The following is an 11,811-nucleotide window of genomic DNA, read 5'->3' as shown; positions in this document are numbered from 1 at the left end:
CACTCCCCCGGTGGGGAGTGCTAGGACGACCATAGGCCGCGGTTAGCACTCAGTCAACCAGAGTGCCAACGACGCGCCCGGCGGACCCGTGTTGCGGATGAGTAGCCGTACTCATGTGCGAGGGCGAGCGCGGACCGCAGACTCGGTCCATGACCGAGACCACCGCGCACGCCGTCCCGTCGCGCCACCGCGACCTGCTGCTCGCCCTCGTCACCCTGCCCCTGGTCGGCGGTGTCACCGCCCTGATGGGCTTCGCCGCCTTCGCCGTGCTGCTGGGGATGGCCATGAGCGACGCCTCCGAGCCGCTCATGCTGCTCGCCTCACTGGGCCTCGTCCTTCCACTGGCGCCGGCCGTCGTCGTCGCCCGGCTCACCTGGCGGGCCGGCCGGCGGCTGACGCCCCTCGCCGCGCTGCTCGCCCCGTTCACCGCGCTCCTCTGGTTCCAGCTGCCGGTCTGACGGTCCGGGCGGCGAGAATGGGCCCGTGGAGAACGACGACCTGCGGCCCCTGCTGACCGACCGGGGCCAGGCCCTGCTCGCCGAACTGCGCGACTTCGCGCCCGGGGAGGAGCTGGCATTGGCCACCCGGCTGCGCAAGGAGCACCCCGCCGAACTGGTGTCGGCCGCCTTCGGGCAGGCCCGGCTGCGGCAGCGGGCCCGGGCCAAGTTCGGCGCCGACGCCGACCTCATGTACTTCACGCCCAACGGCGTCGAGCAGTCCACCCGGCGCGAGGTCGCCGAGTGGCGGGCCCGCCGGTTCGCGGACCTCGGGGTGAAGCGGCTGGCCGACCTCTGCTGCGGGATCGGCGGGGACGTGCTGGCGCTGGCCCGGGCCGGCGTCGAGGTGCTCGCCGTCGACAAGGACCCGGCCGCCTGCGCCGCCACCGCCGCCAACGCGGCCGCCCTGGGCCTGGCCGACCGGGTCGAGGTGCGCTGCGCGGACGTCGCCGACGTGGACGTCACCGGCTTCGACGCGGTCTTCACCGACCCGGCCCGGCGCACCTCGCGCGGCCGGGTCTTCGACCCCGAGGCGTACGCGCCGCCGCTCTCCTGGGCGATCGAGGCCGGCCGGCGCACCCCGGTCGGCGCGCTGAAGGTGGCCCCCGGCATCCCGCACGAGGCGGTGCCCGCCGACGCCGAGGCCGAGTGGGTCTCCGACCACGGCGACGTCAAGGAGGCGGTGCTCTGGTTCGGCACCCGGGCCGAGCGCCCGCACCGCGCCACCCTGCTGCCGCAGCGGGCCAGCCTCACCGGCGGCGACCTGCCCGACCCGCCGGCCGGGCCGGTCGGCCGCTACCTGTACGAGCCGGACGGCGCGGTGATCCGCGCCCACCTGGTCGCCGAGGTGGCGCAGCGGGTGAACGGGCGGCTGATCGACCCGAAGATCGCCTACGTCACCTCGGACGAGCTGGTCGACACGCCCTACGCACACGGCTTCGAGCTGACCGACGTGCTGCCGTTCCACATCAAGCGGCTCAAGGCGCTGCTGCGCGAGCGGGGCGTCGGCACGGTGGTGATCAAGAAGCGCGGGATGGCGATCACCCCGGAGGAGCTGCGCCGCCAGCTGAAGCCGGCCGGCCCGAACACCGTCACGGTGATCCTCAGCCGCACCGACCACGGCCCGCTGATGATGCTCGGCCGGCCGGTGACCGGCCCGGCCGCGGCCGTTCAGGCGGCCGGCGCCTCGATGTAGTCCTCCAGCCGGGCCACCGCGAAGCCCTGCTCCTGGATCCTGGCCAGCAGCTCGCCGAACATCTGCGTCATCGTCTCGCCCTTGAGGTCCTTCGGGCCCCGGAAGTGGGCGAGCACGATGTCGCCGGGCCGCAGCTTCCGGTCCGCCGCCTGGTACTGCATGTCGTGGATCTGCATCGACTCGCGCCACAGCACGATCGCCCCCGGCCCGCACTGCCGCACCACGGCGTTGAGCGCCGGCGTGTGGGCGCCGTCGCCGTACGGCGGGCGGAACAGCAGCGGCGGGGTGCCGTACTGCCGGGTGAGCGCGTCCTGGGCGTCGCAGACCTCGGCCTTCTGCTTCTCCGGGGCCGCCCTGCTCAGCTGGGCGTGGCCCGAGGTGTGGTTGTGGACGTGGTTGCCGAGCGCCTGGAGCCGCTTGAAGTAGCCGTAGTCGTCCTTGACGATGTCGCGGGTCAGGAACATCGAGACCGGCACCTTGAGGTCGGTCAGCATCTCGACGAACGCCGGGTCCTTCTCGGCGCCGTCGTCGATGGTGAGGAAGACCACCTTGTCGTCGGTCCTCACCTCGCTGAACACCGGGACCGGTCCGGTCCGCCGGAGCTTCACCGGCTTGTCGGCGGGCGCGGGGGGCGCCGGCGGCAGCGGTGTGAGGTTCCACTTGGCCCAGGCGGCGGCGTCGCCGGCGGCCGGGGCGGGGGGCGCGCTCGGCGGCGGGGTGGGCGCGCCCTGCGGCCGCGACGGGGCGGCGGACCGGGCCGGGTCGGCGGTGCCGCCCGGTGCCGTCAGGGCGGCGGAGGCGGCGCCGCTGTCACCCCCGCCCGCGCACCCGGTGGCGGTGGCCAGCAGGACCGCCGCCCCCACCGCGTACGCCGTCGTCCTGCTCCACCCGTAGCTGTTCACCGCGCCGTGCTCCCCGTTCCGTCCAGCGATCGCGCTGGTTAGCACGGTAACGGTCGGGCGTTCGGTTCCCGGTCGGGCGTGCGAACGACTACGGCGGGCTACTCCACGTGCTCGCTGGTGAAGGACCAGCGGTGCACCGGACGGCCCAGCAGGTCGGCGGGCGGATCGGCGACCGGCACCGGCTCGCCGGACCACCAGGTGATCAGCAGCACCCTCTCGCCGGGGGCGGCGAACAGCTCGGCGCGCAGCAGTCCGGGGCGGCCGCGCAGCGCGGGCAGCGCGGTCTCCCTGGCCCAGGCGGAGAGCTCGGCGCCCCGCCCGTCGGCGGCCCGGGCCTCCCACATCGCGGCGGTGGTGGTCACGCCTGCCCGCCCAGCGCCAGGTAGGCCTGCCCGTGGAAGTCGGTGTGCGGGACGTGGACCTCGGTGACGGGCAGCGAGGAGTCCGCCGACAGGTCGAGGGAGGACGGCGCGCGGTCGCGCCAGACCATCTCGGAGCCGAGCGCGGCGACCATCGCGCCGTTGTCGGTGCACAGGCCGGGGCGCGGCACCCGCAGCCGGATGCCGGCCTTGTCGCAGCGCTGCTGAGCCATCTCGCGCAGCCGCGAGTTGGCCGCGACGCCGCCGCCGATCATCAGGTGGTCGACGCCGTTGTCCTTGCAGGCCTTGACCGCCTTGCGGGTCAGCACATCGGTGACCGCCTCCTGGAAGGACGCCGCGACGTCGGCGACCGGCACGTCCTCGCCGGCCCGGCGCCTGGCCTCCACCCAGCGGGCGACGGCGGTCTTCAGGCCGGAGAAGGAGAAGTCGTACTCCGGGTCCTTGGGGCCGGTCAGGCCGCGCGGGAAGGCGATCGCCTTCCGGTCGCCCTCGCGGGCGGTGCGGTCCACCACCGGGCCGCCGGGGAAGCCGAGCCCGAGCACCCGGGCCACCTTGTCGAAGGCCTCGCCGGCCGCGTCGTCGATGGTCGCGCCGAGCGGGCGCACGTCGCTGGTGATGTCCTCGCTGAGCAGCAGCGAGGAGTGCCCGCCGGAGACCAGCAGGGCCATCGTCGGGGAGGGCAGCCGGCCGTGCTCCAGCTGGTCCACGCAGATGTGCGAGGCGAGGTGGTTGACACCGTACAGCGGCTTGTCCAGGGCCCACGCGTACGCCTTGGCGGCGCTCACGCCGACCAGCAGCGCCCCGGCCAGGCCGGGGCCCGCGGTGACCGCGATGCCGTCCAGGTCGCTCGCCTTGACGCCCGCGGTGTCCAGGGCGCGCTCGATGGTGGGGACCATCGCCTCCAGGTGCGCCCGGCTGGCGATCTCGGGAACGACGCCGCCGAACCGGGCGTGGTCGTTGACGCTGGAGGCCACCGCGTCGGCGAGCAGCGTGGTGCCGCGCACGATGCCGACGCCGGTCTCGTCGCAGGAGGTCTCGATGCCGAGAACGAGCGGTTCGTCAGCCATGGGGGGTGTCCTTCTTCACGTCCGGTCGCGGGTCGTCCGCGGGTTCGTCGAGGTCTTCGGGGGCGGCACCGTCGACGGCGGCGGCCGCGGGGTCGAGGCGCATCACCAGCGCGTCGATGTTGGCGGGCTGGTAGTAGCCGCGCCGGATGCCGACCGGCTCGAACCCGAAGCGCTCGTAGAGCCGCTGGGCGCGGAGGTTGTCCACCCGCACCTCCAGCAGCAGGTCCGCGCAGCCGCGCCGGGCGGCCTCCCGGACCAGGTCGGCGAGCAGCGCCGCGCCGAGCCCGGCGCCCTGGTGGCGGCCGTTCACCGCGATGGTCTGCACATCGCCCTCGCCGGCCACCGCCATCAGCCCGGCGTAGCCGACGACCGTGCCGTCCGGGGTGACGGCGACGGTGTAGTGGCGGGTGCCGCCGGGGCGGGCGTCGGCCAGCTCGGACCAGAACATGCCGGCCGACCAGGCGTCCTCGGGGAACAGCTCCAGCTCCAGCGCCAGCACCGGAGCGATGTCCCACCAGCGCATCGGGCGCAGCGTGGCGGCGGGGACGGCGGTGCGCACGGCCCCGTCGGTGCTCGGGCCGGTCACGCCGGGAGCACCGCCTTGTAGCCGGCCGGCACCTGGGCGTCCGGGCGGCGCAGGTAGAGCGGGGCGTTGGGCAGCAGGGCCCGGCCGGCGGCCAGTTCGGCGGCGGCGAAGCCGGCGAGCGCGCCGGCCGAGACGTGCTCGGGGCCGTGCGCGCCGGGGAAGGCGTCCGGGTAGAGCAGCGCACCGGCGCCGACCGAGCGCGCCGGCGGCGTCAGCTCGCCCGGGCGGTCCACCGAAGGACCCTCGGTGCGGCGGCCCTCGGCGTCGTACGCGGCCCAGTAGACCTCCTTGCGGCGCGCGTCCGTGGCCACCGTGAACGGCTCGCCGGCCAGGCCCTCGGCGCGGGCCCGGTGGGCGATCGCGTCCAGGGTGCAGACGCCGTGCACCGGCAGGCCCAGGGCGTGGCCCAGCGCGGCGGCGGTCACCAGGCCGACCCGCAGGCCGGTGTACGGGCCCGGGCCGACGCCCACGGCGATGTCGGTCAGCCGGTGCTTGTCCACACCGGCCGCCCGCAGCACCTGGTCGATCGCGGGCAGCAGCAGTTCGCCGTGGCGCCTGGCGTCGACCTGGTCGGTCTCGGCGAGGACGGCCGTGCCGTCGTGGACGGCGGCGGTGACGGCGGGGGTAGCGGTGTCGAACGCGAGCAGCAGCACGGGTCAAGGTTAGACCGGTCGGGCGGTGGCCCGTCGTGGCCCGTGCCCGGGGCGGGTGTGCGCCGCCCGATCGAAAACCGGTCCCACGGCGGAACACACGTCCGACGCGATGCGGACCGGACGGGCGAACCTGGCACGATGGGGCCGACGGTTTTGGGACGGCGGTGGGAGCACACGTGGCGAAGATGGGTCCTGGAGTGGTGGTCACGGGGCTGACCCTGGGGGCCCTGGCGGTGGTGAGCCTGCTGGCGTTCCAGGCCAACGGCGCGCAGGACCGCGCGGTCGCCGCCGATCCCGGCGCGAGCACCTCCGCCTCGGCCAGCGGGCCGGCCGCCTCGGCCACCCCGACCACCACGCCCACGCCGACCGTCCCGCCGCTGCCCACCGCGGGCACCGGCACCGGGCTGCGGGTCGTCTACTCCGTCAGCACGCACTACGTCTGGCTGATCGACCCGAAGAAGACCCCGCAGGTGGTGGCCGCCTTCCCGGTCGCCCCGGGCACGGTCGAGCCGGCTCCCGGCAGCTACCCCGTGTACAGCCGCACCCAGTCCGGCACCGGCACCGACGGCAAGCAGATCGAGCACGTGGTGCGGTTCGCCCAGCAGAACGGCGTGGTGTTCGGCTTCAGCGCGGCCGTCGACGGCGCCACCGGCACGCCGGGCGCCGCGCCGACGACGTCCGCGTCGAGGACGCCGTCCGCGATCGGGGGCGGCGGCGACGCCAAGGCCAAGACCGGCGGCATCCGCAGCAGCCGGGCCGACGGCCAACTGCTCTGGGACTTCGCGCCGAAGGACACCAAGGTGGTCGTGATCGCCTGACCCGCAGGCGTCCGGGGGCTCCTGGTTACGCGGCGCGGCGGGTGTCGTGCGCGCCGCCGTCCACCGGCGGCTCCTCGGGCCGGGCGTTCCCGGCCGGGCGGCGCCCGGGCGGGGTGGAGACCGCCTCCGCCGCCGCACAGGCGGCCAGCAGGGCCCGCATCGGCTCCCCCGCGGCACTGCGGTCGGGCCCCTCGGCCCCGGTCCCGCGCGGTTCGCGCTCCGGGGCGGGCGTGGTGCTCGGCATGGCGCCTCCCTAGTTAGGCAGACCTAACCTCAAAACCCATCCCACCACGCCCGGGACCCCGACCGCAACACCTTCCCGACAGCCTGTCGGCAAACCGTGACCCGGTCGGCGGCGGCCGGCTCCGTCAGGCCAGCACCGACAGGTCGACGCCGTCCCAGCGGGGGCCGATCCCGGTCAGGCTCACCTGGCGCGGGTCCAGGTCGCCGCCCGCCGCCTCGGCGCCGACGGCCCGCTCGATCCGGACCTCAAGACGGTCCTCCGAGAGCCGCTCGACCTTGCCCTCGCCCCACTCGACCACCACCACCGACTCGGGCAGCGAGACGTCCAGGTCGAGGTCCTCCATCTCGTCGAGGTCCCCGCCCAGCCGGTACGCGTCGACGTGCACCAGCGCCGGACCGCCGACCAGCGACGGGTGCACCCGGGCGATCACGAAGGTCGGCGAGGTGACCGCGCCGCGCACCTGGAGCCCCTCGCCGAGGCCCCGGGTCAGCGTGGTCTTCCCCGCGCCCAGCTCGCCGGAGAGCAGCACCAGGTCACCCGGTCGCAGCAGCGCGGCCAGCTCCCGGCCGAGCCGGCCCATCCGGTCGGGGGTGGCGGCGGTCAGAGTGGCGTGCGAGCCCATGCGCGAATCAAGCCCTTCGGTCCGTACGGCGGCGCACCGGCCCTCGGGCGCCCCCGCTACCGTGCCACATCCCCGTCCCCGGCCCGCACCCGATCCCGGGCCCGGGCCCGCCGGCCGGCTACGTCCGCTCGACGGCCGGGGGCGCCGGGGGCGGGGCGGCGCCGCGGAAGCGGGCGGCGTGCTCGAAGAGGGTGGCCAGGTGGCCGTCGACCACGTCGGGGCGCTCCAGCATCACCAGGTGCCCGGCGTCCTCGACCAGGACCAGCTCGGCGCCCGGCAGCTGTTCGGCCATCACCTCGCCGTGACCGGGCGGGGTCAGCAGGTCCTTGGTGCCGGTCAGCACCAGGACCGGGATGCCGCGCAGGGCGGCGAGGGCCGCGGTCTTCTCGTGCGCCGAGAACACCGGGTAGAACTCGGCCACCACGTCGATCGGGGTGGCGTCCAGCATCTGTTCGGCGAACCGGACCACGCCCGGGTCGACGTCCTTCCCGCCGAAGGAGAACCGCCGGTAGAAGACGGCGCTGACGTCCGTGCCCAGCCGGCGGGTCGCCTCCACCAGGTCGACCTGACGGCCGAGCAGCTTCACCATCCCCGGCGCGACCCGGCGGAACAGCCGGGCGCCGGCCTGGGGCAGGCCGAAGGTGACGGCGTCCCAGTTCCCGGCCAGGGTGCCGATCAGCGCCACGCCGGCGACCCGCTCGCGGAACAGTTCGGGGTGCTGGTCGGCCAGCGCCATCACCGTCATGCCGCCCATCGAGTGGCCGACCAGCACCAGCGGCCCGGTCGGCGCGACGGCGTCGAGCACGGCCTTGAGGTCGCCGCCCAGCTGGTCGATGCCCGCGGGCTCGCCCGCCAGGAAGGAGCGGGAGCGCTCGGAGCGGCCGTGGCTGCGCTGGTCCCAGAAGACCAGGCGCACACCGTCGCGGAAGGCGGCGCGCTGGAAGTGCCAGCTGTCCTGGTTCAGGCAGTAGCCGTGGCAGAAGACCACGGTCAGCGGCTCGGGCGCGCCGTCGGGCTCGGCTTCGTCGGGCTCGGCTTCGGCCGGGTCGGCTTCGTCCGCCGCGGCCAGTCCGTCCAGTTCGACGTACAGCCCGGTGCCGTCGGGGGCGGCAACGGTGCGGGGGCGGCCGCGCAGCGAGCCGTACGGGGCGTTGGCGTCCAGTTCGGCGCGGGCCCGGCGGCGCATCGTCCGGCCGACCGTCAGCCGTTCGATCGCCACCCCGGCGGCTGCGCCGGCCGCGAGCACGCCGACCGAGATGCCGATCAGGCCGGCCCGGCTCACCCCGGTGGCCGTCCCGGCCGCCTTGACGGCACGGGCCACGCCGCTCACCGCCTCGACCGGGTCGGCGCCGGGCTGCCCGCTCATCCGAGCGGGTCCCCGTCCAGGGCGCCGACGTAGCGGCGCGGCACCCGGGAGCCGATCCGGGTGACGATCTCGTAGGAGATGGTGCCGCAGGCGCGGCCCCAGTCCTCGGCGGTGGGCTCGCCGCGGTCGCCGTTGCCGAAGACCAGCACCTCGTCGCCGATCGGCGGGGTGTCTCCGCCGAGGTCGACGACGAACTGGTCCATCGCCACCCGGCCGGCCACGGTGCGCCACTTGCCGTCGATCTGCACCGGGCCGATGCCGCTGGCGTGCCGGGGGATGCCGTCGCCGTAGCCGACCGGGACCAGGCCCAGGGTGGTCGGGCCGGGGGTGGTGTAGTGGTGGCCGTAGCTGACGCCGTGGCCGCCGGGCACGTGCTTGACCAGGGCCAGCCGGGCGGTCAGCGACATCACCGGGCGCAGGCCGAAGTCGGCCGGCGAGCCGACGTCCGGGACCGGCGAGAGCCCGTACATCGCGAGGCCGGTGCGGACCATGTCGAAGTGCGACTGCGGGAGCAGCAGGGTGGCCGGCGAGTTGGCCAGGTGCCGTACCTCGGGGCGCAGGCCGGCCGCCTCGGCGGTGGCCAGGGCGGCGCGGTAGGCGTCCAGCTGGGCCTGGATGGAGGGGTGGCCGGGCTCGTCGGCGGCGGCGAAGTGCGACCAGACGCCGGCGACGGTGAGCAGTCCGTCCAGCTCGGCGCGGCGGGCGGCGGCGACCAGCTCGGGCCAGTCGTGCGGCTGGCAGCCGTTGCGGCCGAGGCCGGTGTCGGCCTTCAGGTGCACCCGGGCCGGTATGCCGGTGGAGCGGACGGCGGCGAGCAGTTCGGTGAGCGCCCACTGGCCGCTGACCGAGAGGTCGAGGTCGGCGAAGAGGGCCTCCCGCCAGGGGCCGCCGGGGGTCCACAGCCAGCAGAGGATGCGGGCCTGGTCCGGGCGGATGCCGGCGGCGCGCAGCGCGAGCGCCTCGTCCGGCGTCGCGGTGCCCAGCCAGCGGACTCCTGCGGCGACCGCCTCCCGGGCGCACCGGGCGGCGCCGTGCCCGTAGGCGTCCGCCTTGACCGCGGCCATCACCGTGGCCCCGCCGATACGCTCGCGCAGCGCGTCGAGGTTGCCGCGCAGGGCGGCGAGATCGATGGTCGCCTCGGCTCGCGCGCCTTCGGTGAGAGTGGCCATAACGGTGGTCTTCGCAGTTGTCATCAGGGTCAGTCTCCCAGACGTCCCAGGGTCCTCGCCGAACGGCCCGTCGGCACACCGCCCCCCGCATCCCCCCACCTCCTCCCGGACGCCCACGAATCACCCCCCGGTTCCCACCCGCCCCACGCGCCGGCACAGAAATATGCAGACCGGTCTACATAGCTCCCCGCACCCAGCCATCCCTCCATCCCTGCGGAGTGGAAAGTCAGCCGGGCCGACTTTCCACTCCAAGCCCCGTGAAATATGCAGACCGGTCTACTGATTCGGCCCGGCCCCACCGTTCGCCGGAGTAGGAAGTCGGTCCGGCCGACTTCCTACTCCAGCGACCCTATGTAGACCGGTCTGCATATTCCTAGGCTCCGGGCCGCGCCGCGGCCGAGCGGACGTCGTTCCAGGCGGTGGAGAGGGCGGCCGCCACGTCGAGGGCGGTGACGGGGGCGCCGGGGGCGGCGGCGGTGCGGCGGGCGGCGAGGCCGTGCAGGTAGGCGGCCACCGAGGCGGCGTCCAGCGGGGAGAGGCCCGCGGCGAGCAGCGAGCCGGCCAGGCCGGCCAGAACGTCCCCGCTGCCGGCCGTCGCCAGCCACGAGGTGCCGGTCGGGTTCACCCGGACAGCGCCGCCCGGATCGGCGACCACCGTGGTCGAGCCCTTCAGCAGCACCGTCGCCCGGTACACCGCCGCGAGCCGCCGCGCCGTGGCCAGCCGGGCGGCCGCCAGCTCATCGGCGGCCGGCGGCCGGGCCGCTCCCCCGCCGTCCTGCGCCCCGGCGAGCAGCCGGGCCGCCTCCCCCGTGTGCGGGGTGAGCAGGGTGGGCGCCGTCCGCCCCGCCAGCGCGCCCGGCCCGAGCCGGGCCAGCTCGGTCAGCCCGTCCGCGTCGACCAGCACCGGCACATCGGCGGCCAGCGCCTCCGCGAGCGCCCGTTCGGCCCCCTCGCCGCCACCCGGCCCGACCACCCAGGCCTGCACCCGCCCCGCCCCCGCCGGCCCGCCCTCGGTGACCAGCGCCTCCGGGAACCGCCGCACCACCTCCTCGGCCGCCGTCCCCACGTACCGCACCGCGCCCGCGCCGCCGCGCAGCGCCCCGGCGACCGCGAGCAGCGCCGCCCCCGGGTAGCGCGCCGACCCGGCCGCCACCCCGACCACCCCGCGCCGGTACTTGTCGCTCTCCGCCGCCGGCACCGGCAGCAGCCCGGCCACGTCCGCGTGCTGCAATGCGGAGACCTCCGCCGCCGGCAGTTCCAGCCCGATCCCCACCAGGTGCACCGCCCCGGCGTACGAGGCGCCCGGGTCGACCAGCAGCCCGGGCTTGTACGTGCCGAAGCACACCGTGACGTCCGCCCGCAGCGCCACGCCCGCCACCTCGCCGGTGTCGGCGTCCACCCCGCTGGGCACGTCGACGGCCACCACCACCCCGGACCGCCCGGCTTCCGCGTACGGCCGGGCCTCCGGCCGCAGCCCGCCCTTCCCCCCGATGCCCACGATGCCGTCCAGCACCAGGTCCGCGCGCGAGAAGTCGGCCAGGCCGACCTCCTGATCCGGCGCCACCCGCCCGCCGGCCGCCCGCAGCGCCGCGAGCCCCGCGGCGTGCGCCCGCTCGGGGGCCGTCAGCACCGCCGACACCCGCGCCCCGCGCCGCGCCAGCGCCGCACCGGCGTACAGCGCGTCACCCCCGTTGTCCCCGCTGCCCGCCAGCACCACCACCCGGCTGCCGTACACCCGCCCGCGACGGCGGGTCAGCAGCCGCGCGCAGGCCGCGGCGAGCCCGGTGGCGGCCCGCTGCATCAGCGTGCCCTCCGGAAGCCGCGCCATCAGCGCGGCCTCGGCGGCACGGACGACTTCGACGCGATGGGCGTGACGCATGCGGGAGGCTCCTTCGGCGGTCGGCTACCGCCGACGCTAGCCCGCGTCACCGCCCCGCGGCAGCCCGGCCTGCGGCACACTTTCGGGTGTCACCCACTTCGATCCCCCGCCGGTGTCGGTCCGGATCCCTACCGTGTGGCTCGGCACGGACCCACAGGAGGGAGAAGGGCCCTGGTCGCCATGCCGGCAGTCGAGCACCCGCTGGGCGAGGGCAGCCTCCTCCAGGCGTTCCTGGAGCTGGACACCCCATTGGGGAGCAAAGCCGAGTTCATCGAAGGGGAGATCGTCGTGACGCCGCTGCCGGACGGACAGCACGAGGGCGCCGCCTCCAAGCTCGCCAAGCAGTTCGGCAAGCCGATCGACCTGCCCCCGCCGTTCTCGTTCGCGCTCGACACGGCGCCCCTGCGGTAGGACGCAGCCACCGCAGGGACGC

General features: G+C 75.7%; 14 protein-coding genes. 4 read left to right on the top strand and 10 right to left on the bottom strand.

What is annotated here, in order from left to right:
• The first annotated feature begins 149 nt into the window (after window positions 1-149).
• Both ACFZBX_RS11885 and ACFZBX_RS11880 read left to right on the top strand, forming a co-directional pair.
• On the top strand, window positions 150-458 hold the full coding sequence (locus ACFZBX_RS11885; RefSeq protein ID WP_391533250.1) for a hypothetical protein: 309 nt from the start codon (window positions 150-152) through the stop codon (window positions 456-458).
• 25 nt (window positions 459-483) lie between these two features.
• A complete protein-coding gene (locus ACFZBX_RS11880) occupies window positions 484-1,692 on the top strand; it encodes a methyltransferase domain-containing protein (protein WP_391533249.1) in 1,209 nt (402 codons plus the stop codon).
• Here the strand turns inward: ACFZBX_RS11880 and ACFZBX_RS11875 are convergent.
• From ACFZBX_RS11875 to tsaB, 5 genes are all read right to left on the bottom strand, one after another.
• Complete coding sequence (locus tag ACFZBX_RS11875) at window positions 1,668-2,594, bottom strand: polysaccharide deacetylase family protein (RefSeq protein WP_391533247.1); 927 nt, start codon at window positions 2,592-2,594, stop codon at window positions 1,668-1,670. The two genes, ACFZBX_RS11880 and ACFZBX_RS11875, sit on opposite strands and share 25 nt — an antisense overlap.
• 98 nt (window positions 2,595-2,692) lie before the next feature.
• Window positions 2,693-2,956: a hypothetical protein gene (locus ACFZBX_RS11870; RefSeq protein WP_391533246.1), complete on the bottom strand. Its 264-nt coding sequence runs from the start codon at window positions 2,954-2,956 to the stop codon at window positions 2,693-2,695.
• The gene (tsaD, locus tag ACFZBX_RS11865; protein ID WP_391533245.1) at window positions 2,953-4,041 is read right to left on the bottom strand and encodes a tRNA (adenosine(37)-N6)-threonylcarbamoyltransferase complex transferase subunit TsaD; all 1,089 of its coding nucleotides are present in this window, start codon (window positions 4,039-4,041) and stop codon (window positions 2,953-2,955) included. The genes ACFZBX_RS11870 and tsaD overlap by 4 nt, the downstream gene beginning before the upstream one ends.
• Window positions 4,034-4,564 carry a ribosomal protein S18-alanine N-acetyltransferase gene (gene rimI / locus ACFZBX_RS11860; protein ID WP_391533392.1) on the bottom strand — a complete coding sequence of 177 codons (531 nt, stop codon included), beginning with the start codon at window positions 4,562-4,564 and terminating at the stop codon, window positions 4,034-4,036. The genes tsaD and rimI overlap by 8 nt, the downstream gene beginning before the upstream one ends.
• Window positions 4,565-4,623: 59 nt before the next feature.
• The gene (tsaB, locus tag ACFZBX_RS11855) at window positions 4,624-5,280 is read right to left on the bottom strand and encodes a tRNA (adenosine(37)-N6)-threonylcarbamoyltransferase complex dimerization subunit type 1 TsaB (RefSeq protein ID WP_391533243.1); all 657 of its coding nucleotides are present in this window, start codon (window positions 5,278-5,280) and stop codon (window positions 4,624-4,626) included.
• 185 nt (window positions 5,281-5,465) lie between these two features.
• On the opposite strand from tsaB, the gene ACFZBX_RS11850 reads away from it, so the two are divergent.
• Window positions 5,466-6,098, top strand: coding sequence for a hypothetical protein (locus tag ACFZBX_RS11850; protein ID WP_391533391.1), 633 nt, complete (start codon window positions 5,466-5,468; stop codon window positions 6,096-6,098).
• A 25-nt stretch (window positions 6,099-6,123) separates the two neighbouring features.
• On the opposite strand, the gene ACFZBX_RS11845 is transcribed toward ACFZBX_RS11850, so the two are convergent.
• The 5 genes from ACFZBX_RS11845 to ACFZBX_RS11825 all read right to left on the bottom strand — a co-directional run bounded on the left by ACFZBX_RS11845 (window position 6,124) and on the right by ACFZBX_RS11825 (window position 11,378).
• The gene (locus ACFZBX_RS11845; protein ID WP_391533241.1) at window positions 6,124-6,342 is read right to left on the bottom strand and encodes a hypothetical protein; all 219 of its coding nucleotides are present in this window, start codon (window positions 6,340-6,342) and stop codon (window positions 6,124-6,126) included.
• A 124-nt stretch (window positions 6,343-6,466) separates the two neighbouring features.
• A complete protein-coding gene (gene tsaE, locus ACFZBX_RS11840; protein WP_380760343.1) occupies window positions 6,467-6,964 on the bottom strand; it encodes a tRNA (adenosine(37)-N6)-threonylcarbamoyltransferase complex ATPase subunit type 1 TsaE in 498 nt (165 codons plus the stop codon).
• A gap of 118 nt (window positions 6,965-7,082) precedes the next feature.
• Entirely contained in the window at window positions 7,083-8,330 is a 1,248-nt protein-coding gene (locus ACFZBX_RS11835) for an alpha/beta fold hydrolase (RefSeq protein ID WP_391533240.1), read from the bottom strand.
• Complete coding sequence (gene alr, locus ACFZBX_RS11830) at window positions 8,327-9,499, bottom strand: alanine racemase (RefSeq protein ID WP_391533390.1); 1,173 nt, start codon at window positions 9,497-9,499, stop codon at window positions 8,327-8,329. Before alr ends, ACFZBX_RS11835 begins: the two co-directional genes overlap by 4 nt.
• Before the next feature lie 373 nt (window positions 9,500-9,872).
• Window positions 9,873-11,378, bottom strand: a complete 1,506-nt coding sequence (locus tag ACFZBX_RS11825) for an NAD(P)H-hydrate dehydratase (protein WP_391533238.1) — start codon at window positions 11,376-11,378, stop codon at window positions 9,873-9,875.
• A gap of 180 nt (window positions 11,379-11,558) precedes the next feature.
• Here ACFZBX_RS11825 and ACFZBX_RS11820 point away from each other — a divergent pair, with 180 nt between their 5' ends.
• Entirely contained in the window at window positions 11,559-11,789 is a 231-nt protein-coding gene (locus tag ACFZBX_RS11820) for a hypothetical protein (protein WP_391533237.1), read from the top strand.
• Window positions 11,790-11,811: the final 22 nt, after the last annotated feature.

It is taken from the genome of Kitasatospora sp. NPDC008115, from assembly GCF_042957205.1.
GTDB lineage: Bacteria > Actinomycetota > Actinomycetes > Streptomycetales > Streptomycetaceae > Kitasatospora.
The sequence above is the reverse complement of the archived record's forward strand: the minus strand, read 5'-3'. Positions and strand labels throughout refer to the sequence as shown.

Coding starts and splice junctions, on each gene's coding strand:
- ACFZBX_RS11825 (WP_391533238.1), bottom strand. CDS start 11,378: ATGCGTCACGCCCATCGCGTCGAAGTCGTCCGTGCCGCCGAGGCCGCG.
- ACFZBX_RS11850 (WP_391533391.1), top strand. CDS start 5,466: ATGGGTCCTGGAGTGGTGGTCACGGGGCTGACCCTGGGGGCCCTGGCG.
- ACFZBX_RS11820 (WP_391533237.1), top strand. CDS start 11,559: ATGCCGGCAGTCGAGCACCCGCTGGGCGAGGGCAGCCTCCTCCAGGCG.
- tsaE (WP_380760343.1), bottom strand. CDS start 6,964: ATGGGCTCGCACGCCACTCTGACCGCCGCCACCCCCGACCGGATGGGC.
- ACFZBX_RS11835 (WP_391533240.1), bottom strand. CDS start 8,330: ATGAGCGGGCAGCCCGGCGCCGACCCGGTCGAGGCGGTGAGCGGCGTG.
- alr (WP_391533390.1), bottom strand. CDS start 9,499: ATGGCCACTCTCACCGAAGGCGCGCGAGCCGAGGCGACCATCGATCTC.
- tsaD (WP_391533245.1), bottom strand. CDS start 4,041: ATGGCTGACGAACCGCTCGTTCTCGGCATCGAGACCTCCTGCGACGAG.
- ACFZBX_RS11845 (WP_391533241.1), bottom strand. CDS start 6,342: ATGCCGAGCACCACGCCCGCCCCGGAGCGCGAACCGCGCGGGACCGGG.
- rimI (WP_391533392.1), bottom strand. CDS start 4,564: ATGCGCTGGTGGGACATCGCTCCGGTGCTGGCGCTGGAGCTGGAGCTG.
- ACFZBX_RS11885 (WP_391533250.1), top strand. CDS start 150: ATGACCGAGACCACCGCGCACGCCGTCCCGTCGCGCCACCGCGACCTG.